Here is a 17,940-nt window from a genome sequence, read left to right on the forward strand (position 1 = left end):
TCTCCCTCTTTCACGCCGCTCGGGCGCGGTGTTTGTCTCTTGCGGCGCGCCAGGTTTGTGCAAAGCGGCGCACGTCGTCTTCTGTCGTCTCCGGCCCGAGCGACACCCTGATCGCGGATGCCGCCTCGCGCTCGTCAAAGCCCATCGCCGTCAGGACGCGGCTCGTCTTCACCTTCCCGCTGGAGCAGGCCGACCCGGCTGAGACGGCAAATCCGGCAAGATCCATCTGCATCACCTGTGTCTCGCCTTTCCAGCCCGGCGACAGGATGCAGGAGGTGTTGGGAAGCCGCTCCTCCGATTTCCCGACAAAAATAGTCTCATTAGAGGATTCCTCAAGGGACAATTCTAGAATGTTTCTAAGTTTTTCAACTTCACCCCAGACGCCGCTTTCCAGATCCCGCATCGCTGCTTCAACTGCGGCCCCGAACCCTGCGATTCCAATGACATTTTCCGTACCTGACCGGCGACCCATCTCTTGCCCGCCTCCAAGCGCCAGTGGTGTGATATCCAACCCTTGCCGCAGGATCAGCGCGCCCACCCCCTTTGGCCCGCCAAGCTTGTGGGCCGAGCAAATGGCCATATCCGCCCCGGACCAGGCAAAAGAGAACGGCATACGCCCCAGCGCCTGGGTGATATCCAGACACAGCCAGTCCGCCCGCGCCTGCCCGAAAGGATACTGCCCGTCGATCTGCTCCGGCGGGTTTGTGATCACCCCGGTTTCGGAATTGGCCAACCCCATGGCCAGCGTATGCCCCGGCCCTTTAGGCCTCTCTGGCCAATTGTGCATACGCACCTGCGCCCAGAGCGCATCATGCGCGGTCTCCTGCACCAGAACATCGCAACCCTCGGGCAGATCGCCCAGAACGCGTGCCGCTTCGGTGGCCCCGCTGGTGAATATCACCTCCTGCGGACGACACCCGACCGCCGCCGCCACCTGACCGCGTGCGCGTTCAATCAACCCCTTCGCCGCGCGACCCTCGGCATGCACGCTGGACGGGTTGCCCACCACGTCCATCGCCTCAATCATCGCGGCACGGGCCTCGGCGCGCAACGGCGCGGTCGCGTTGTAATCAAGATAGACCCGCTTCACTGCCAAGCCCCTCTTTCATTGTTCCAAAAATACTCACATAGAAAATTCGCAGAATTTTCTTGCCGCGCCCCGGTCACTCGTCATCCACCACGGCAAAGAGATTGGGCACCGCCGGGCATGGGGCCAGCGTGTTCTCGACCACGTCGCTCAGCCTTGTCTGATGCAGAAACACATAGACATGCGCGCTCAGCCCTTCCCAAAGCCGGTTGGTCATCGATTGCGCCCGCGACCCGCTCGTCGCCCCCGACGCCCCTGCCCCCTTGTGCAGCGCGTCCACCGTTTCATCGACTGCCGCCAGGACCTCCGTCACCCGGATTTCCGAAGCTGGCCGCGCCAAACGGTACCCGCCACCTGGCCCGCGCACCGAAGTCACAAGATCGGCCCGGCGCAACTTCACGAAAAGCTGTTCCAGATAGGGCAGTGAAATATCCTGCCGTCTGGCGACATCCCCCAGCGTCACCAGCCCGTCACGCTCCTGAAGCGCGATATCGGCCAGGGCCACCATCGCATATCGTCCCTTGGTGCTGAGTTTCATCGTTTTTCCTCTTGCGAATTGATTGACCTTGGCGCGCGCAGGTCTTATCTCGCTTGCAGCCCATCCGGCACAGGCTGGAACTTAGAAAGGTTCTAAGATGTCTGAGCGATTTCGTCAAGAAATCTGAGCAGCGCTTAACGGACCCAAGACGAAGGATTGCAGGCGCACATGCCCGAGGTAATTTTCGCAGGCCCAGAGGGCCGTCTTGAAGGACGCTACCACCCCCAACGTGAGCGTGACGCACCGATCGCCATCGTTCTGCACCCGCATCCGCAATTTGGCGGGACGATGAACAACAAGGTCGTCTACAACCTGCATTACGCCTTCTACAACATGGGCTTCACCGTGTTGCGGTTCAACTTCCGCGGTGTCGGGCGCAGCCAGGGCGAATATGACCAGGGCGTGGGCGAGCTTTCGGATGCCGCATCGGCACTCGACTACCTGCAGTCGATGAACAACAATTCCAAGCATTGCTGGGTCGCGGGCTTCTCTTTCGGTGCGTGGATCGGCATGCAGCTTCTGATGCGTCGGCCCGAGATCACCGGGTTCATCTCGGTCAGCCCGCCGGCCAATATGTATGACTTTTCATTCCTGGCGCCCTGCCCGTCCTCCGGGTTGATCATCAACGGCACGAATGACCGCGTGGCGCCGCCCGCTGACACGCATGCGCTGGTCAACAAGCTGCATGAGCAACAGGGCATCACGATCACCCATCAGGAAATCGAAGGCTCGGGCCATTTCTTCGAAGAGCCTTACATGGACACGATGATCGACAACGTGACCACATATGTGAAGCGCCGTCTGACCGAAACCACGCGGTGACAACATGGGCGTGATCGAAGACCTTGCCGACGAGCTGGCCTGCGATGTGATCAAGGCCATCGAAGCCACCGGCGACGAAGAGCTGGTCAACGAGATCGCGCAGGTGCTCGGCGCCACGTCACAGACAGCCGAAGAAGCGTTCCTGACCTATGTCCGCGTGCGTCGCGCCAATATCAAGGCCCGCGCCATGCTTCTGAAAAAACTAAAGGCCTTCAAGGCCCAGAAGGAAAGCGCGAAAAAGGCCGACGGGTAATCCCTCGCCGGCCTTTCATCATTGCGTATGAGTGGTGGCTCCGAAGCGCCGGTCAGTCGGCCTTCTGAGCCTCGATCGAGATCATCACAGCCAGCTCATCCGACACGTGCGGAGCAAATTTGCCCAGCCCGAAATCCGAGCGCAGGATCGTTGTGGTTGCATCGAACCCGGCCCAGGGCTTGCCCGCCATCGGGTGCTCGGCCACACGGTTGAGCTTGGAGTCGAGCACGACGGATTTGGTCGTGCCATTGATGGTCAGATCGCCGGTGATCATCGCGGTGTCTTCACCGGTGACTTCGATCCCAGTGGACGTGAAGGTGATCATGTCCCCGTCGGCCGCGCCAAAGAAGTCTTCGCTCATGAAGTGCTCAAAACGAGCTTCCCAGCCGGTAAAGAGTGACATCACCGGCATCGACACGCTTACCGAGGAGTTGGCGGGGCTGTCCTGGTCGAACATGATCTCGCCATTGAATCCCGAGAACATGTTATACGTTGTGGAATAACCCAGATGGTCGTACGAGAACACGACCTGACTGTGGCCGGCATCGAGAACATACTTCTCGGCTTCGGCGGTGGCTGTGGTGGCCAGAGCGGCAAGCGCTGCGGCAAGGGCAAATCTTTTCATCAGGCGGTCCTCTGTTACGACACGTTTAAGATGAAAAGAGAATTGGCTCGCAAACCGTCGGCGGCAACCCCAAATTCTTCAACATGATCTGTGGAACAGCGAACATTCGCCTGCCGCCTGCTCAGGCTGCGCGGTTCAGCGCCTCTTTGAGGGCCGCCTCGGTAGAGCTATCGCGCAAGGGCACGGACGCCACGAGATTGCCGCGGTCATCGCGCGCCGTCAGCAACCGGTCCTGAATGCTCACTTCCGAGAGCGCGTCGAAGCTGTGAACCGCATCGACATAGGCCGTGCCGGTGCTGTCATGCTTGATGATGCGAAGCTCGCGCTTGGCCGTGTCCAGCTGGATCTCGGGCAGGTCGCGGCCGCGGTCGAGCGACAGGAAAAACATCACGCCCACCCCTGCCAGCACCATGCTCACCAGCAACTTGATCAGGCGCATGGCCGCATCGCCATCAGCGACCGGAACCGCCCAAAGCCCAAGCGCCGATATGACGAGGACCGAACCAAAGAAGATCCGGCCACCCCGGTTGACCCCGCTGGCCGATTGCCGACCGGCCTCTGTATCGCTTAACGCAACCATGTCTGTCCTCCTCAATCCGTGGGATATACCGAGTGCGGGTCTCAATCCAACTGGTCCGGATCAGGCGACAACCTTTGCTCAGGATATGTCCCATGCCGCGTTTGCCGAAAAGCACATTCCAGCGCCAATGCCAAACGACTTTGCAGGCGATGATCGGGGCCAATCGCGACAAGAATACGGCACCCGCAAGGAGATTATCTGACAGCGGCACACCCCCTTGCCCCGCTGGGCGATCCATCGTATAGCCCGGCTTCCTTCCGCAGTTTTTATGAACCGCGCAGTCTCTCGTGGATGGGTCGCGGAAGGGGTCGGCCCTCCTATGAAATGCGCCTTGACAGAAGTGGAAACGACCCATGCCTCTTTACGAGCATGTCTTTATCTCGCGTCAGGACTTGTCCAACACGCAAGCCGAAGGCCTCATCGAACATTTTGGTGCGATCCTCGCCGACAATGGCGGCAAACTCGTCGAGCACGAGTACTGGGGCATCAAGACGATGGCCTACAAGATCAACAAGAACCGCAAGGGCCACTATGCCTTCCTGAAGACCGACGCACCTGCCGCCGCGATCCAGGAAATGGAGCGCCTGATGCGCCTGCACGAAGACGTGATGCGTGTTCTGACCATCAAGGTCGACGAGCATGCCGAAGGTCCCTCGGTCCAGATGCAAAAGCGCGACGAGCGTGGCGAACGCCGCGAACGCCGCCCGTAATCGCCTGAAGAAAGGAAGCTAAGTTATGGCTGCAAAACCATTTTTCCGCCGTCGCAAAGTTTGCCCCTTCTCGGGTGAGAACGCGCCGAAGATCGACTACAAAGACACCAAGCTGCTGCAGCGCTACATTTCCGAGCGCGGCAAGATCGTGCCCTCGCGCATCACTGCCGTCTCGGCCAAGAAGCAACGTGAACTGGCCAAGGCCATCAAACGCGCCCGCTTCCTGGCTCTGCTGCCCTATGCCGTGAAGTAAGGAGAGAGACGATGCAAGTTATCCTTCTTGAGCGCGTGGCCAAGCTGGGCCAGATGGGCGATGTGGTCGATGTGAAACCGGGCTATGCCCGCAATTTCCTTCTGCCCCAGGGCAAGGCCCTGTCGGCCTCGGAAAGCAACATCGCCGACTTCGAAGCCCGCAAGGCGCAGCTCGAAGCCAACAACCTGGAGACCAAGAAAGAAGCCGAAGCGATGGCTGACAAACTCAACGGTCAGCAATTCGTCGTGATTCGTCAGGCTTCGGATTCGGGCGCTCTCTACGGCTCTGTATCGACGCGTGACGCGGCGGACGCAGCCACCGACAACGGTTTCTCGCTGGATCGCAAGCAGGTCGCTCTGGCCCGCCCGATCAAGGAACTGGGTCTGCATGACGTGATCGTGTCGCTGCACCCCGAGGTGGACGCCACGATCGTGCTGAACGTCGCGCGCTCGTCCGAGGAAGCCGAGCTTCAAGCCTCCGGTAAGACCATTCAGGACGCTGCCGCCGAAGCCGAGGAAGCCGCCGAGTTCGAGATTGCCGAACTCTTCGAGGATATCGGTTCGGCCGCGAATGACGATGACGACCTGGCCGCCACCGTCGCGGCTGACGAGGCTCCGGCTGAGGACAGCGAAGAAAGCTGATCCGCTTCGTCACAGAACAAGGACGGGCCGCGCGAGTGATTGCGCGGCCCGTTTTCGTTTGACCAAATGGATCAAGACACTATTCTCAGGAGTTGAACGGCATCGCGGCAATATTCTTTTTGCGATACTTGCTTTTCGGTGAATACGCCCGTTCAGAGGACTGCATATGGGTATGAAAGGCCCCTGCGCGACTGGAGCGCATCAGAATGTCTGCCAGCCCCCCCTATCCCGGGGTGGGCTTTATCGTGCGTTGGGTGATGGTGTCAGGGATGTTCGATGGAACTGATTGACCTCGCCGCGACACCCCAAGGCCGCCATGATTTCGTGGATTACCTTAACCAGATCTGCGGCGCGCTCGAACTTGATTATGCCTCTTACGCGTCGGCCAATCCGGTCAGCGGCAAAGTCGTGGCCTTCACCACCTATCCTGACCGCTGGCGCGACCACTACATGCAGCAGAACCTGCATCTGAGTGATCCGACCCTGCACACCGCAAGCCGCAGCATCGCACCGGTGGATTGGAGCAGGCTCGACCACACAGAAGCGTTCACCAACATTTTCGACCAGGCATCCGATTTCGGTTTGCCCGATAAGGGGCTGACCGTTCCGGTGCGCGGGCCCTTCGGAGAAACCGGACTTTTCAGCGTCACCTCCTCGGCCTCCGGCGCCTGCTGGGCAAAGCTGAAGAAGAACATCATCGCTGATCTGCAACTCAGCGCCGTCTATATGCACGACCGGGTCATGAAATCAGACCGGCTCCTCGATATTCTGCAATACCCTGCCCTCTCCGCGCGCGAGATTGAAATATTGCAATGGGTCGCCGTGGGCAAAACACAACAGGACGTGGCCGATATCCTCGGCATTTCCGCCCGCACCGTCGAAGTGCATCTTCGCTCCAGCCGCGAGAAACTGAGCACAATCACGACCCCTCAGGCCGTCGGCCGCGCCGTGAGCATTGGGCTGATTTACCCGGGTTGAACCCGCACTGAGGGTTGGCGTCTACAATGATGTCTCTTTTTCGGTCCTAAATACGGGATTTCCACAATACCAAGATCCTGTAGCGCTGCTAAAATTCCTTCATGACAAAGACATCATGGGGGAAATCAAAATGATCATTGTTATCGACGGAATAAACAAAGACCGCTTCACCACCATACTTGACGACATGTACAAGCTTCGCGCTCGCGTGTTTCAAGACAGGATGGGATGGGATGTCCGGGTTCTTCATGGTCGAGAAACGGACGAGTTCGATGAGTTGAATCCCGCCTACATCGTTTCACTGGACGATGACTATCAGGTGATCGGGTGCGCCAGGCTGTTGCAGACCACTGGCCCGCATATGCTGTCGGATGTGTTCTATGACATCCTGGATGGAGAGCCGCCACTGCGCAGCGCAACGATCTGGGAATCGACCCGCTTCTGTGTCGATCGCGAGCGGCTTAGCAAGGGAACTCTGCGCAACTCGGTTTCCTACACCACAGCCGAGCTTATGGTCGGCATCATGGAATATGCCCGCGCAGCCGGCATATCAGACATCATCACGGTCATCGATCCCTTGATGGACCGTGTCATGAAACGGTCTGAAAATGCGCCTTACGGCTATGTCGGAAAAACCGCGGATATGGGCAAGGTGAAGGCGCTCGCTGCCCTGGTTGATTGTACAGAAGACCGGATCGAACGCGTCCGCAACTTTGCGGGCATTGAGGGCGATATCTTCCTCGATGAAGACGAGGTGATCGATGCGAGAAAAGACCGCGACACCAACATCATGGAAACTGAACTAAAAGCATATTGCGAACAGCAGATCTCCTCTGCCCGGACCGAGCGAGAGCGCTCGGATGCCATCGCACTGCGTGATGCCATCACTCAGATGCTTCGTGAACGCAAGATGAGTGACGCCTGACCCCCAACTCGCGACACCCATTTCAGGGACAGGAGTGACCAACCTGCTTCCCCGCGCAAACGAAGAGGGCCGCCCCTGGCAGGGCGGCCCAATTTCATGACATGCCTGAAGCCGATCACTCGTCTTCGAGGGCTTCCAGCGCCTTTTCAAGATCGTCCTTGCTGATCTCTTTCTCGGTGACCTTCGCCTGTTCAAATGCGTGATCGACCACCTTGTCCTCGAAGATCGGCGCGCGCAGCTGTTGCTGCATCTGCGGGTTCGATTGCACGAATTCGAAGAACTCGCGCTCCTGACCCGGATACTGCCGCGCCTGCTCCATCACCGCCTGGGTCATTTCCGCATCCGACACCTGCACCTCGGCCACCCGGCCAAGCTCGGCCAGAACGAGGCCCAGCTTCACGCGGCGCTCGGCGAGTTCCGTGTGCTCTTTGGTGGGCTCGATCTCGGGGTGATCGTGACCATGCACATCCGGGTTATCCTCATGCCAGAGCTGATGGGCAATCTGCTTGGCTTCCATTTCGACCATGGTCGGCGGCAGCTCGAACTTCACCGTTTTGTCCAGCGCATCCAGCAGGCCGCGCTTCATGATCGCGCGGGCCGCACCGGCATATTCCATCTCCAGACGCTCGCGGATTTGCGTCTTGAGCGCTTCGAGATCCTCGGCGCCGAATTTCTGCGCCAGTTCATCGTTGATCTCGGCAGCGACCGGCTCTTTCACAGCCTTGATCGTGCAGGAAAACACGGCTTCCTTACCCGCCAGATGCTCGGCCTGATAATCTTCGGGGAAGGAAACGGTCACGTCCTTCTCTTCACCGGCCTTTACACCAACGAGCTGCTCTTCATAGCCCGGGATGAAGCTGTTGGAGCCCAGCACCAGCGGATAGTCTTCGGCCGAGCCGCCTTCGAAGGCCTCGCCATCGACCTTGCCGACAAAGTCAAACGTGACCTGGTCGCCATCCTTGGCCTTGGATCCCTTGCGGCGATCCTTGAAATCCTGCGCCGTCGAGGCCAGGTTCCCGAGCGCTTCGTCCACGGCGGCGTCATCGGCCTTCACGACCAGCTTTTCCAGCTTGATCTTGTCCAGCGCCAGCTCGGGGATCTCCGGCAGCGCCTCATAGGACATTTCGACCTCGACGTCGTCGCCTTCTTTCCAGTCCTCGTTGGTCATCTTGACGGCAGGCTCGGCTGCCGGACGCTCGCCGCTGTCCTCGAAATGCTTGGACATGGCGCCATCGACGGCTTCTTGCATGGCTTCGCCCAGCACACGTGCGCCAAACTGCTTTTTCAGCAGCGGCAGCGGCACCTTGCCTTTGCGGAAGCCTTTCATCTCGATCTCGGGCTGCGCTTCCTTGAGCTTGGCCAGAACCTTGTCATCCAGCTCCTTGGCGCTCAGCACCATTTTGTAGCCGCGTTTCAGACCCTCATTCAGGGTTTCGGTGACCTGCATTGTCGTCCTCTCATATGCATCGGGCCGCAGAGGCGTCTGCGGCGGTCAAAATCAGGGGTCTTCTAGGGACCGGACCCGCGCGATGCAAGCGGATAAGGCACGCGGCGCGGGGGAATTTCGACTGTCAGGAAAAAACTGGTGCCCCCACACGGACTCGAACCGCGGACCTACTGATTACAAATCAGTTGCTCTACCAGCTGAGCTATAGGGGCACGGGCGCGTGACTACGCCAAGCTCAGTCACCGCGCAAGAGAAATTCCGCCTTGTGTGGCCGAATTGAGGCCCCATTTACCTTAGCATCGCCATGCCCGTGCCATGACAGAGGCTCAAAAGCCGGTTTACACTGGCGTGCGAACAGGTAAACCCGCAGATGTTCACGAGACCCCTGGACCTAAGATGCAAGTCGTACTTCACGCCGGTGCCCATATCACAGACGAAGATCGCCTGGTGAACACGCTGATCGCCAATCGCGATATGCTGGGTGAATTCGGCACCAATGTTCCGCATCCCACAACCTATCGCAAGCTGATCCGCGACGTGTTCCAGACCGCGCAGCATACCGGTCTGGGCACGGATGTGCGGGATGTGATCCTCGATACGATCCTGAAGGGCGATGCCATGGATCGTGTGATCCTGTCCAATCCGGGCCTGTTCGGAACCCCGAAAATGGCGATCTCGGCGGGCAGCCTCTATGCGGCGACAGAACAACGGCTGGAGATTCTCACCGGGATCTTCAACCATGATGCGCTTGAGCTTTATCTGGCCATCTGCAACCCGGCGACCTTTCTTCCGGCCGTGTATCAGAAAACACCCTATACAAGTTTCGACGAATTCATGCGTCATGTGGACCCGCGCAGCGTGCGCTGGTCCGACATGCTGACCCGGGTGCGCGAAGCCTTCCCCGACCTGCCGATCACGGTCTGGTGCAACGAGGATCTGCCGCTTATCTGGGCGCAGGTCCTGCGCGAGATGGCCGGGATCGACCCCACGGTGGAAATCGAAGGCGAATTCGCTCTTCTGAACGAGATCATGACGCCTGCCGGGCTCAAGCGGTTCGATGCCTATATCGCCTCGCATCCCGGCATGTCGGAAATCCAGAAGCGCCGCGTGATCGCGGCTTTTCTCGACAAGTTCGCCAAGGACGAAGCCATAGAGGAAGAGCTGGACATACCCGGCTGGACCGAAGACCTGATAGACCAGCTCACGGAAATCTATGACGAAGATCTTTATGCGATTCAGCGCATTCCGGGGATCAACCTGATCACCCCGTAAGCGTCATCACATTCCCAGCGCTTCCTTGTACATCTCCAGCACGGCCTCTTCCTCGGCGATATCGTCCTTGTCGCGCTTGCGCAGGCTGATCACCTTGCGCATCACCTTGGTGTCGTAACCACGGGCCTTGGCCTCGGCCATGACCTCTTTCTGCTGATCTGCGATATCCTTCTTCTCGGCCTCAAGCCGCTCGAAGCGCTCAATGAACTGGCGAAGCTCATCGGCTGTTACACGGTAGCTGCTGTCGGGAGAGATATCGCTCATGATGGGCCTCTTTTGCTGTCCTGAACGCCTGTCCTACCCCCGAGCGCGCGACGCTGCAAGACGCATCTGCGACCTTGCAACCCAACACCTCATGCGCTAGGCGCGGGGCGCGAAATACGCACAGGCCGGAGGGCATTGGCATGGAAAATCTGATCTGGATCGGCGCCTTGGTGTCGCTCATCGGGCTCGCGGGGCTTGTCTGGTGCATCGCATCCGTCTGGAAGGCCAAGAAAGCCGGACTGAGCGATGAAGAGCTGCGCGCCGCGGTTCAGAAGGTGATGCCCCTGAACACAGGCGCCTTGTTTCTGTCGGTGCTTGGCCTGATGATCGTCGTTCTGGGTATCGCATTCAGCTGATCCGCTAGCCGATACTGCGGCCAAAGAAACCATCGCCGTTTTTCACCATGGTTTCGATCCTGGCATGCGGCACCCAGACCGGCGCCCGCTGCCCCAGCGCACGCATGTCCTTGTAGAGCGAGAACAGCCCGCCCAGATCGACCTGTAACAGCGGCCCGCCCCGTGCGCGATCAAACCCCATGCCGTTGACCATGGCGAGGTCGATCTCTGAGGCCCGGCGCAGAAGGCCCGCGGCCATGATCTCGGCCGCGGCATTGGCCAGCGCAGCAAGCAGCGCCTGCTCTGGCGGCACCGCCGAAAGAGCCGCCCCGGCATCCCCCGGCAGCAGCCGGTCCAACAGCGGGTCCGCACTCGCTTGCCCGCCCCGATAGGCATAGAACCCCTGCCCCGTGCTTTGCCCGGTTCGGCCTGCGCCGATAACCCTCTCCAGCAGGTGAATACCGGCATCCCCTTCGGCGCCCGCGCCGAGTTGCGCCCGTATCTTGGGAAGCCCGGCCCGGTCCATCATCTCGCATGGCCCCGTTGCAAGGCCCATCCGGCGCGCTGCGGCATCCACGTCATCGGGACGTGCGCCAAGCGCCATCAGGCCAAGCCCAGCCCTGAAAAGCGCGCCGGATAACCGATGCTCGATTTCTCCGGCCCGCGCCTTGGTCAGCAGAACGGAAATTCCGATCCGGTTCATTGCCGCCATCAACCCGGCGACATCCGCCATGTCCTGTTGCGCGCTGAACGTGACCTCCGCCACCGCACGGGCGATGACGGGCTGCCACAGATGCACCGGCAGGACCGGTTTGCTCAGCGCCAGTTGCGCCCGGCGCGCATCTGGCCGGTGATCGCGCCCCAGCAGCACCCAGATCGCATGCGGCTGAAGGCCGCTCTGAGGCGTACCCGGCACCGACCCATCGTCAAAGATCAGATCGGCTTGCGCCAGCGCCCCGGGCCCGGTGCGCGTATCCAGCCGCGCCATGCGCTGACGGTGCTCCTCGTCGTTCAGTTCCCCCGCTTTCATCTGATTTTGCAGGCGTCGCGCCACCCAGGCATCGAAGGCCGCCGCCTCGGCTGGTCCGGCTGTGACGATGGCCACCTGAACATCATGCGCGATGAAGGTCAGGGCAAGCTCGCCAAGCCGGTCGCGCGATCCGTAAAGGGCGACCTGGCGGATCGCCGTGACGCTGCGCGGAGATTTCGGCGGCAGGGCCGCATAGCGTTCAGCCATCAGGATATGCCGTGCCGCGCGGGCATCTGGCGCCATCAGCCGGTCTCGAAAAAGGCTCTGCTCGAATTGCAGCCCCTGCTCGAAAGGCAAAAGTTGCGCGGCTTCCACACAGCGCAGCATGTCCGCTGCGGCACTTTGTTCGGATGTGATCTGCCGCCGCAGGCTGGACAGGGCGGACTGATACCCCTCCGGATCGCCAAAGCCCCGCGTTTCATCGCGCACACGCCGCCATCCGCCGCCATCCGCCAGGCGCATCGCAAGCTGACAGGCCGCCTCGACCGGCGCGCCCTCGGTGAGCTGCGCCATGAGCCGGTTCAACCGGATATCGGAGGCGAAAAGCGTCTGCCCGCTCAGCAGAAGCTCAAGCGCGGCCTGCGCCCCGAGCAGTCGCGGCAAACGCTGCGTGGCCCCGCCGCCGGGGATCATGTTGAGCTTGATATCCGGCATGGCAAAGCGCGTCCGGTTATGCGCGACACGGGCATGTGCGGCCAGCGCCAGTTCGAACCCCGCTCCCATGACCGCGCCATGAAGCGCGGCCACCACCGGTTTTGACGACATCTCGATCCGGGTGCAAAGCGCATCGACCCACGGATCGGCCAAAACGCCGTCATATTCCGAGACGTCCACGCCCGGGCAAAACCCCGGACCGGCCCCGGTAAGGACAATCGCCCTGATCTCCGGGGCGTCTTGTGCGGCAGACAGCTCCGCATTCAGCGCCAGGCGCAGCGCCGGGGTCAGAACATTGGCAGGCGGGCGCGTCAGACGGATCAGCGCCAGCGCGTCGCGACGTTCTGTTTCAACCAGATCCGGCACGGGGCCCCCTTCACACACATCCGTTGCACGCACTCTACACCCAAAGCCGCCTGCTCAGGCAAGCCGCAGACGCAGCCCCCCATGCGCAAGGCGCGGCGGGCTGTTGCAGATGTGTCTCGGATATGTCCGGTCGGGCGTCCGTTCAGACAGGGAAATTGTCAAACTGCGCTTCTATCGCCTCGTCCCGCAACTCGTCATTCAACTGGCGGGCCGCAGGCGGTACCGGCTTCCCTCTGATCGTTCTGGCGGTGATCCAGCTCTCCAGTTTCGGTTGCAGTTTGTAGCGCGAGTCCGCCGGGCACTTATGGATGATCTGCGCTACCTGGCCCCAATCTTCGCCATTCAAATTCATCGTCAACTCCCTTTGCCGCTCATCGTTTTTCTTAGCACGATCCGGTTCTACTTCGCTGATTTTGGCAGGGCGTTCCTTAAGAATGCGTAAATTTCCGCCAATCAGATGGCAGGAACCAGAGCCTTGCCTAAAAATAAACCGGGGAGGAAATGGCGCCGACTCAAGTCCCTGCGCGCGCAACATGGCAGCCACGGGCGGATCTGTCCTTGACGCAGGTCAATGGCATCACGGCAGATCGAGCATCGGCAGGGGGTCCGGCAGGGCCATCTCACCGCTGTCCCCGTGCTGCCCATCCTGATCCGGATCGTCTTCCCACATGGACAGATCTCCCGGCAGGCCGTCCGGGCCGGGCAACGATAGCCCATCCGCCTCACCCTCCAGATCGCCAAGCGCGGGCAACTCGCCCCCGAACGCAGGGTCGGGTTCAAGCGCATTGAGGGACGCCAAAGCGGGCTCTTCAAGCGGCCCGGCCTCATCCCCTCTGGCCGAAAGGGCGGTGGTCCGTGCAAGTGGCATCGCGCCGTGGCCCGCCTGTTCGTCCTTCACCCGTATCCGGATAGCCCGCATGCCACCCAATTGGCCAAGCCGCCCCTCTGCCACAAGGTAGCGCGGGCGCACCACCAGTTCGGCCTGGGCGATGGCATCCGGGGATACCGGCAACAGCATCCCGGGCTGAAGCGCGCAGATCTCGTTCAGCGGCCGGCGCATACGGGAAAGCACGGCGTTCAGCGTCACAGGCGCCTCCATGGCGAGCGTTTTCAGGCTGCTGGCCGGTCTTGACGGCGAACTCAGGCCGCCGGTCGCGCGTGCCGACGGCACCGGGCGGACCGGCAACGCCAAGCTGAGCATACCCGACTTGGCACCGTTGCCGATCGAAACGGTCATCCGGAAAAGGTCAAACTCCCGCCCCTGTAGCGCCAGCGACAAGACCCGCGCATCTTCAACCTTGTCGCCAAAGCGGAAGTGGCCGCCCGCATACCCTTCCTGCTCGGCCTCCAGAAGTGCGTCTGCCCCCGCAAGGCCCGCATCCAGCAAGGGCGCCATCATCGCCGCATCGGTGCGGGTATAGAGCCGCGCGCGCGCCTCCCCCTCCCGCACGGCACCGGTGACCTGCATTTCGATCAGGGCCGCGACGACCTGCGTGTCAAGGATCGCAGCCCCGCGCGCGCCTTCCGCCCCATCCAGCAGGATCAGAAGTGCATCATCGCTCAGCTCCTCGACAAGGGCTGCGGTGCTGACCTTGGTCTGTTCCAGCATTGTGACGGTAAACGCCATATCAAGCCGCTCTTCCGCGGCCTGGGCAAACGCCAGGCGCAAGGCCTTTGCCGGCGACATGGCGCGCGCGTCAAAATCCTCGCGCGCCACGCGCGCCTTCTTGTGGATGATCGAAAGGCCGTCGTTCTGCTGCATCTGTCCAATAGGGCCAGGAAAAGGTCAGCCCGATCTTAGACTAAGATTGGTTACGAAGGGCTTTATGCGGCTGAATGCGCGGACATATCCGGCCTGGATACGGGCAAGGTCACCCGGAAGGCGGTGCCGGTCATGGTCGGGATGATCTCGATCTGGCCGTCAAGGCGGGTCATGATTTCGCGACAGATCGCCAGGCCCAGCCCGGCCCCGTCAACCCGGCCATGACTGATCCGCGAAAACTTCTCAAACACCATGGAGCGCATTTCGGGCGCAATCCCCGACCCATTGTCAGAGAACTCGACGCGGGCGGTTTCGCCATCCAGATGAGTCGAGATTTCCAGCACGGGATCCTCGGCATCGCAGTATTTCCGCGCATTGGTAATCAGGTTGATGAACACCTGCGCCAGCCGGTCGTGATCGGTTGTAAGCGTGATGTCTTCGGCCAGGGGCGTGTATCGCACGTCCAGACTGCCCCCCTCGCCGCCCGCGGCTGCGATTGACCGGCTGAGCAGCGCCGAGAGGCTTCCCGTCTGGGCATTAAGCACAACCTGACCGCTCTCCAGAACGCTCAGATCAAGCAGATCGTCAAGCAGCCGGGTCAGCCGCACAGCCTCGTCATGAATGATCGACGAATACTTGCCGATCTCTGCGTCCGACAGATCCCGGGCATCACGCAATATTTCGGAAAACGCGCGGATCGAGGTCATCGGCGTGCGCAGCTCATGGCTGATCTGGCCGAGAAAACTGTCTTTCTGCGCCGACACCTGGGTAAGCTTCTCGTTGGCCGCCCGCAATTGCCGGGCGGTACGCGACAGCTCGCGCGATTTGACTTCGAGCTGGCTGGAATATTCCATAATCTGGGCGGTTTCATCGGCCACCGCCATCAGGTCCTGAACCGACACTGTCGCGCCACCGACAATCTGGCTGATCATCGCATGCGCCGTGGCCCCGCCCACCGAACCCGACAGTTCTCGCTCCAGCGCCTGAAGGAAATCCGGGGTCGGTTCCGGCAAATAGCCCGAAAACCCCTGTTTCGACGCGGCCTCGGTAAAGAATTTCTGCGCCTCTTCCGCGCCCATGATCCGCTGCGACATCAACAAAAGGTCTTCGCTTTTGGCGAGCCCCCCGGCCCAGCTTGCGGCGGTGCTGGAATGCTGAAAGATATTGACGAACTGCGCGCCCTGTAGCCGCTCGAGAGGGGTCGGGAAGGTCAGGATCGACACCACGATGAAGAAGATCGTGTTGAACAGCATCGACCACATCACCGCATGCACCAGCGGGTCCATGCCCTCGGCCCCGAAAAGCGCCCGGGGGCGCAGCCAGTCAAGCCCGAGCGGCCCCTGCTCGAACACCGCCTGCGACAGGACCACGCCGGGTCCGAAACTGGGCAGGTAAAGCGCATAAAGCCACACCACAAATCCCGCGGACAGCCCCGCCAGCGCCCCCAGCCGCGTCGCTCCGCGCCAGAACATACCGCCGATCATCGCCGGCAGGAACTGCGCAACCCCGGCAAAGCTGATCAGACCGATGGCCGCCAGCCCTGCCCCGCCATCGGAGAGCCGCAGATAGACATATCCCAAAAACACCACACCGGCGATCGACAGCCGCCGGGCCAGAAGCGCCACGTGCCGCACGTCGCCCGACACCACCGCCGACCCCCCCGTCATCCGCAGCCAGATCGGCATCACCACATGGTTCGACAGCATCGTGGACAGCGCAATCGCCGCCACGATCACCATCGAGGTGGCTGAGGAAAACCCGCCCAGAAACGTCAGGATCGCCAGCCCCTCGCGGCCTTCCTGCAACGGCAGCGTCAGCACGAAAAGATCCGGGTTAGAGCCCTCGGGCATCAGATCCAGCCCCACCGCCGCAATCGGCACCACAAAGAGGCTCATCAGCATCAGATAGGCCGGAAACGCCCAGGCGGCGGTGGCAAGGTGGCCTTCATCCTCGTTTTCCACCACCATCACCTGAAACATACGCGGCAGACAGAGAAACGCCGCCGCCGATAGCGCCGTAAGACCGATCCAGCGGTCGCCCTTGACCTCCCAATCGGCAATCTTCGAGGCATCGATCCGCGCGAAAGTCTCGGACACGCCGCCCGCCAGCCCCCAGACAACGAACACCCCGACGGCTAACAAGGCGAAAAGCTTGACCACCGCCTCCAGCGCGATCGCCATGACCACGCCATGATGGCGTTCATTGGCATCCAGGTTTCGCGTCCCGAAGACGATGGTGAACAGCGAAAGCCCCGCCGCGACCCATAGCGCGGTCGAGCCCGACACGGTGCTGGGTCCGGTATGATCCACGCTGGCGAACGCCTCGAAGGACAGGGTCACCGATTGCAGTTGCAGCGCGATATAGGGCGTCGTGCCGATGACGGCGAGCATGGTCACGATCACCGCGAGCAGGTTCGATTTGCCATAGCGCGACGAGATCAGGTCAGCCACCGAGGTGATCCGCTGCGAGCGCCCGATGCGCACCATCTTGCGCAGCGCCCACCACCAGCCGATCATCACCAGCGTGGGTCCAAGGTAGATCGTCACGAACTCAAGACCTGAACGCGCGGCGAACCCCACAGCCCCATAGAAGGTCCAGGCGGTGCAGTAGATCGACAGGGACAGCGTATAGATCAACGGCGACCGCAGCCAGCCGCCGCGCCCGTGCAGCGCCGCGCGATCCGCCGCGAAGGCCACCGCGAACAGTAGCGCCACATAAAGAAGGCACACAATGACGAGAACGTTCAGCGTGCCCATCTACTCTTCCTTGCGGGTGTCCGTTGAGTCGTCTGTCAGATTCAGTCGCCGCGAGACCAGCGTCGAAACCCCGATCAGTCCGAACCAGACCACAAAGAGATACACCATCACATAAGAGGTCGGCACCGTCTGTCCACGGGGACCGCCCCACAGAAGCGGCACCAGAAGAAGCACCGAGCCGAAAATCGGCAGAAGACGCGCAGCATCCGCGATGCGACGGCGGCGATAGGTGCTCCGGTCCAGAAACGCCTGCTGCTTTTCGGCATTCATGGCGCGATCAGCTCACGCACCGCGGCCAGCACATCGGCATTGGAAAAGGGCTTGGTCATGTACCTGCTGGCGCCATATCGCTCGGCCATCTCGCGGTCTTTTTCCTGCCCCCGCGCGGTCAGCATCAGAACCGGACGTTCCGACAGTCTTTCATCCGCCCGGATATCCTGCAATATCTCGAAACCGCTGCGTCCCGGCAGCATGACATCGAGAATGATCAGGTCCGGGTCCCGGTGGCGCGCGGCGTCGATTGCGTCATGGCCGTTGGAATGGGTTTTTACCTCCCAGCCATCGCGCGACAGAATAAAGCTTACCGCCTCGATGATGTTCGGCTCATCCTCGATGAGAAGCACGCGCTTGGTCATTATCCGT

General features: G+C 61.1%; 21 protein-coding genes and 1 tRNA gene. 9 read left to right on the forward strand and 13 right to left on the reverse strand.

The window, feature by feature from the left end; all coding sequences use genetic code 11:
* Window positions 1-10 precede the first annotated feature (10 nt).
* Window positions 11-1,090: a cysteine desulfurase family protein gene (locus EI983_RS09320; protein ID WP_157707092.1), complete on the reverse strand. Its 1,080-nt coding sequence runs from the start codon at window positions 1,088-1,090 to the stop codon at window positions 11-13.
* Window positions 1,091-1,163: 73 nt separating this feature from the next.
* A complete protein-coding gene (gene iscR / locus EI983_RS09325; RefSeq protein WP_157707093.1) occupies window positions 1,164-1,625 on the reverse strand; it encodes a Fe-S cluster assembly transcriptional regulator IscR in 462 nt (153 codons plus the stop codon).
* A 168-nt stretch (window positions 1,626-1,793) separates the two neighbouring features.
* Here iscR and EI983_RS09330 point away from each other — a divergent pair, with 168 nt between their 5' ends.
* Together EI983_RS09330 and EI983_RS09335 are read left to right on the forward strand one after the other, a co-directional pair.
* Window positions 1,794-2,447: an alpha/beta hydrolase gene (locus EI983_RS09330; protein WP_157707094.1), complete on the forward strand. Its 654-nt coding sequence runs from the start codon at window positions 1,794-1,796 to the stop codon at window positions 2,445-2,447.
* 4 nt (window positions 2,448-2,451) lie between these two features.
* Window positions 2,452-2,700: a hypothetical protein gene (locus tag EI983_RS09335; protein WP_157707095.1), complete on the forward strand. Its 249-nt coding sequence runs from the start codon at window positions 2,452-2,454 to the stop codon at window positions 2,698-2,700.
* Between the two features lie 52 nt (window positions 2,701-2,752).
* On the opposite strand, the gene EI983_RS09340 is transcribed toward EI983_RS09335, so the two are convergent.
* Both EI983_RS09340 and EI983_RS09345 read right to left on the reverse strand, forming a co-directional pair.
* A complete protein-coding gene (locus tag EI983_RS09340) occupies window positions 2,753-3,325 on the reverse strand; it encodes a YceI family protein (protein WP_157707096.1) in 573 nt (190 codons plus the stop codon).
* A 121-nt stretch (window positions 3,326-3,446) separates the two neighbouring features.
* Window positions 3,447-3,905: a hypothetical protein gene (locus EI983_RS09345; RefSeq protein WP_157707097.1), complete on the reverse strand. Its 459-nt coding sequence runs from the start codon at window positions 3,903-3,905 to the stop codon at window positions 3,447-3,449.
* Between the two features lie 353 nt (window positions 3,906-4,258).
* On the opposite strand from EI983_RS09345, the gene rpsF reads away from it, so the two are divergent.
* The 5 genes from rpsF (at window position 4,259) to EI983_RS09375 (ending at window position 7,412) form a co-directional block, all read left to right on the forward strand.
* The gene (gene rpsF, locus EI983_RS09355) at window positions 4,259-4,615 is read left to right on the forward strand and encodes a 30S ribosomal protein S6 (RefSeq protein WP_157707099.1); all 357 of its coding nucleotides are present in this window, start codon (window positions 4,259-4,261) and stop codon (window positions 4,613-4,615) included.
* Window positions 4,616-4,640: 25 nt separating this feature from the next.
* A complete protein-coding gene (gene rpsR, locus EI983_RS09360; RefSeq protein ID WP_157707100.1) occupies window positions 4,641-4,868 on the forward strand; it encodes a 30S ribosomal protein S18 in 228 nt (75 codons plus the stop codon).
* Window positions 4,869-4,879: 11 nt separating this feature from the next.
* Window positions 4,880-5,509 (forward strand): 50S ribosomal protein L9, encoded by a 630-nt coding sequence (gene rplI, locus EI983_RS09365; RefSeq protein ID WP_157707101.1) that lies wholly within the window; start codon window positions 4,880-4,882, stop codon window positions 5,507-5,509.
* 276 nt (window positions 5,510-5,785) lie between these two features.
* Complete coding sequence (locus EI983_RS09370; RefSeq protein ID WP_157707102.1) at window positions 5,786-6,487, forward strand: autoinducer binding domain-containing protein; 702 nt, start codon at window positions 5,786-5,788, stop codon at window positions 6,485-6,487.
* 130 nt (window positions 6,488-6,617) lie between these two features.
* Complete coding sequence (locus EI983_RS09375) at window positions 6,618-7,412, forward strand: acyl-homoserine-lactone synthase (protein ID WP_157709041.1); 795 nt, start codon at window positions 6,618-6,620, stop codon at window positions 7,410-7,412.
* A 115-nt stretch (window positions 7,413-7,527) separates the two neighbouring features.
* Here the strand turns inward: EI983_RS09375 and tig are convergent, their stop codons facing one another.
* The gene (tig, locus tag EI983_RS09380; RefSeq protein ID WP_157707103.1) at window positions 7,528-8,859 is read right to left on the reverse strand and encodes a trigger factor; all 1,332 of its coding nucleotides are present in this window, start codon (window positions 8,857-8,859) and stop codon (window positions 7,528-7,530) included.
* Between the two features lie 136 nt (window positions 8,860-8,995).
* Window positions 8,996-9,071, reverse strand: a tRNA-Thr gene (locus EI983_RS09385).
* Window positions 9,072-9,255: 184 nt separating this feature from the next.
* Here EI983_RS09385 and EI983_RS09390 point away from each other — a divergent pair.
* Window positions 9,256-10,131: a hypothetical protein gene (locus EI983_RS09390; protein ID WP_157707104.1), complete on the forward strand. Its 876-nt coding sequence runs from the start codon at window positions 9,256-9,258 to the stop codon at window positions 10,129-10,131.
* Window positions 10,132-10,137: 6 nt separating this feature from the next.
* On the opposite strand, the gene EI983_RS09395 is transcribed toward EI983_RS09390, so the two are convergent.
* Window positions 10,138-10,395 (reverse strand): DUF2312 domain-containing protein, encoded by a 258-nt coding sequence (locus tag EI983_RS09395; protein ID WP_157707105.1) that lies wholly within the window; start codon window positions 10,393-10,395, stop codon window positions 10,138-10,140.
* Between the two features lie 140 nt (window positions 10,396-10,535).
* Between EI983_RS09395 and EI983_RS09400 the strand changes: the two genes are divergently transcribed.
* Window positions 10,536-10,751: a hypothetical protein gene (locus EI983_RS09400; protein ID WP_157707106.1), complete on the forward strand. Its 216-nt coding sequence runs from the start codon at window positions 10,536-10,538 to the stop codon at window positions 10,749-10,751.
* A gap of 4 nt (window positions 10,752-10,755) precedes the next feature.
* Here the strand turns inward: EI983_RS09400 and EI983_RS09405 are convergent, their stop codons facing one another.
* The 6 genes from EI983_RS09405 to EI983_RS09430 all read right to left on the reverse strand — a co-directional run bounded on the left by EI983_RS09405 (window position 10,756) and on the right by EI983_RS09430 (window position 17,933).
* Complete coding sequence (locus EI983_RS09405; RefSeq protein WP_198389405.1) at window positions 10,756-12,780, reverse strand: enoyl-CoA hydratase/isomerase family protein; 2,025 nt, start codon at window positions 12,778-12,780, stop codon at window positions 10,756-10,758.
* Between the two features lie 142 nt (window positions 12,781-12,922).
* The gene (locus EI983_RS09410) at window positions 12,923-13,324 is read right to left on the reverse strand and encodes a hypothetical protein (protein ID WP_157707108.1); all 402 of its coding nucleotides are present in this window, start codon (window positions 13,322-13,324) and stop codon (window positions 12,923-12,925) included.
* Window positions 13,325-13,357: 33 nt separating this feature from the next.
* Window positions 13,358-14,542 (reverse strand): FliM/FliN family flagellar motor switch protein, encoded by a 1,185-nt coding sequence (locus EI983_RS09415; RefSeq protein WP_157707109.1) that lies wholly within the window; start codon window positions 14,540-14,542, stop codon window positions 13,358-13,360.
* A 62-nt stretch (window positions 14,543-14,604) separates the two neighbouring features.
* Complete coding sequence (locus EI983_RS09420; RefSeq protein WP_157707110.1) at window positions 14,605-17,298, reverse strand: ATP-binding protein; 2,694 nt, start codon at window positions 17,296-17,298, stop codon at window positions 14,605-14,607.
* The gene (locus EI983_RS09425) at window positions 17,299-17,568 is read right to left on the reverse strand and encodes a hypothetical protein (protein WP_157707111.1); all 270 of its coding nucleotides are present in this window, start codon (window positions 17,566-17,568) and stop codon (window positions 17,299-17,301) included.
* Window positions 17,565-17,933, reverse strand: coding sequence for a response regulator transcription factor (locus EI983_RS09430; RefSeq protein WP_157707112.1), 369 nt, complete (start codon window positions 17,931-17,933; stop codon window positions 17,565-17,567). Before EI983_RS09430 ends, EI983_RS09425 begins: the two co-directional genes overlap by 4 nt.
* Between the last annotated feature and the right edge of the window lie 7 nt (window positions 17,934-17,940).

Origin of the sequence: Roseovarius faecimaris (assembly GCF_009762325.1) — a bacterium.
GTDB lineage: Bacteria > Pseudomonadota > Alphaproteobacteria > Rhodobacterales > Rhodobacteraceae > Roseovarius > Roseovarius faecimaris.

What these genes read in the sequence shown, in the direction of transcription:
- iscR (WP_157707093.1), bottom strand. Translation starts at nt 1,625, where the DNA reads ATGAAACTCAGCACCAAGGGACGATATGCGATGGTGGCCCTGGCCGAT.
- EI983_RS09330 (WP_157707094.1), top strand. Translation starts at nt 1,794, where the DNA reads ATGCCCGAGGTAATTTTCGCAGGCCCAGAGGGCCGTCTTGAAGGACGC.
- EI983_RS09335 (WP_157707095.1), top strand. Translation starts at nt 2,452, where the DNA reads ATGGGCGTGATCGAAGACCTTGCCGACGAGCTGGCCTGCGATGTGATC.
- EI983_RS09340 (WP_157707096.1), bottom strand. Translation starts at nt 3,325, where the DNA reads ATGAAAAGATTTGCCCTTGCCGCAGCGCTTGCCGCTCTGGCCACCACA.
- EI983_RS09345 (WP_157707097.1), bottom strand. Translation starts at nt 3,905, where the DNA reads ATGGTTGCGTTAAGCGATACAGAGGCCGGTCGGCAATCGGCCAGCGGG.
- rpsF (WP_157707099.1), top strand. Translation starts at nt 4,259, where the DNA reads ATGCCTCTTTACGAGCATGTCTTTATCTCGCGTCAGGACTTGTCCAAC.
- rpsR (WP_157707100.1), top strand. Translation starts at nt 4,641, where the DNA reads ATGGCTGCAAAACCATTTTTCCGCCGTCGCAAAGTTTGCCCCTTCTCG.
- rplI (WP_157707101.1), top strand. Translation starts at nt 4,880, where the DNA reads ATGCAAGTTATCCTTCTTGAGCGCGTGGCCAAGCTGGGCCAGATGGGC.
- EI983_RS09370 (WP_157707102.1), top strand. Translation starts at nt 5,786, where the DNA reads ATGGAACTGATTGACCTCGCCGCGACACCCCAAGGCCGCCATGATTTC.
- EI983_RS09375 (WP_157709041.1), top strand. Translation starts at nt 6,618, where the DNA reads ATGATCATTGTTATCGACGGAATAAACAAAGACCGCTTCACCACCATA.
- tig (WP_157707103.1), bottom strand. Translation starts at nt 8,859, where the DNA reads ATGCAGGTCACCGAAACCCTGAATGAGGGTCTGAAACGCGGCTACAAA.
- EI983_RS09390 (WP_157707104.1), top strand. Translation starts at nt 9,256, where the DNA reads ATGCAAGTCGTACTTCACGCCGGTGCCCATATCACAGACGAAGATCGC.
- EI983_RS09395 (WP_157707105.1), bottom strand. Translation starts at nt 10,395, where the DNA reads ATGAGCGATATCTCTCCCGACAGCAGCTACCGTGTAACAGCCGATGAG.
- EI983_RS09400 (WP_157707106.1), top strand. Translation starts at nt 10,536, where the DNA reads ATGGAAAATCTGATCTGGATCGGCGCCTTGGTGTCGCTCATCGGGCTC.
- EI983_RS09415 (WP_157707109.1), bottom strand. Translation starts at nt 14,542, where the DNA reads ATGCAGCAGAACGACGGCCTTTCGATCATCCACAAGAAGGCGCGCGTG.
- EI983_RS09420 (WP_157707110.1), bottom strand. Translation starts at nt 17,298, where the DNA reads ATGGGCACGCTGAACGTTCTCGTCATTGTGTGCCTTCTTTATGTGGCG.
- EI983_RS09425 (WP_157707111.1), bottom strand. Translation starts at nt 17,568, where the DNA reads ATGAATGCCGAAAAGCAGCAGGCGTTTCTGGACCGGAGCACCTATCGC.
- EI983_RS09430 (WP_157707112.1), bottom strand. Translation starts at nt 17,933, where the DNA reads ATGACCAAGCGCGTGCTTCTCATCGAGGATGAGCCGAACATCATCGAG.